The 206-nt window shown below is 60.2% G+C and carries 1 pseudogene; it reads right to left on the bottom strand.

Annotated features, from left to right (window positions below):
* A pseudogene (locus tag A3709_RS23735) lies at positions 1-206 on the bottom strand (pimeloyl-CoA dehydrogenase large subunit); the annotation flags it as partial.

Below are 206 nucleotides of genomic sequence, written 5' to 3'. Positions count from 1 at the left end.
GCGCGCCATCCAGGTCACCCTGAAGCGCTTGGCTATAATAGCCCGCCACATCCATGCGCAATTCCTGTAGCGTTTTCTGGATTGTCGTCCCCTGCAACTTCAGCAGGGACGACTCTGGACCGGGCATGCCCCCCTCCGCCGCGGAGGCGAGAACACGCAACTCAGTGAACTCCAGTGCCATCAGGTCTATCTCTACCTCAGCCAGG

Origin of the sequence: Halioglobus sp. HI00S01, from assembly GCF_001635445.1 — a bacterium.
Classification (GTDB): Bacteria; Pseudomonadota; Gammaproteobacteria; order Pseudomonadales; family Halieaceae; genus Halioglobus; species Halioglobus japonicus.
This window is presented reverse-complemented; position numbering and strand designations above follow the sequence as displayed.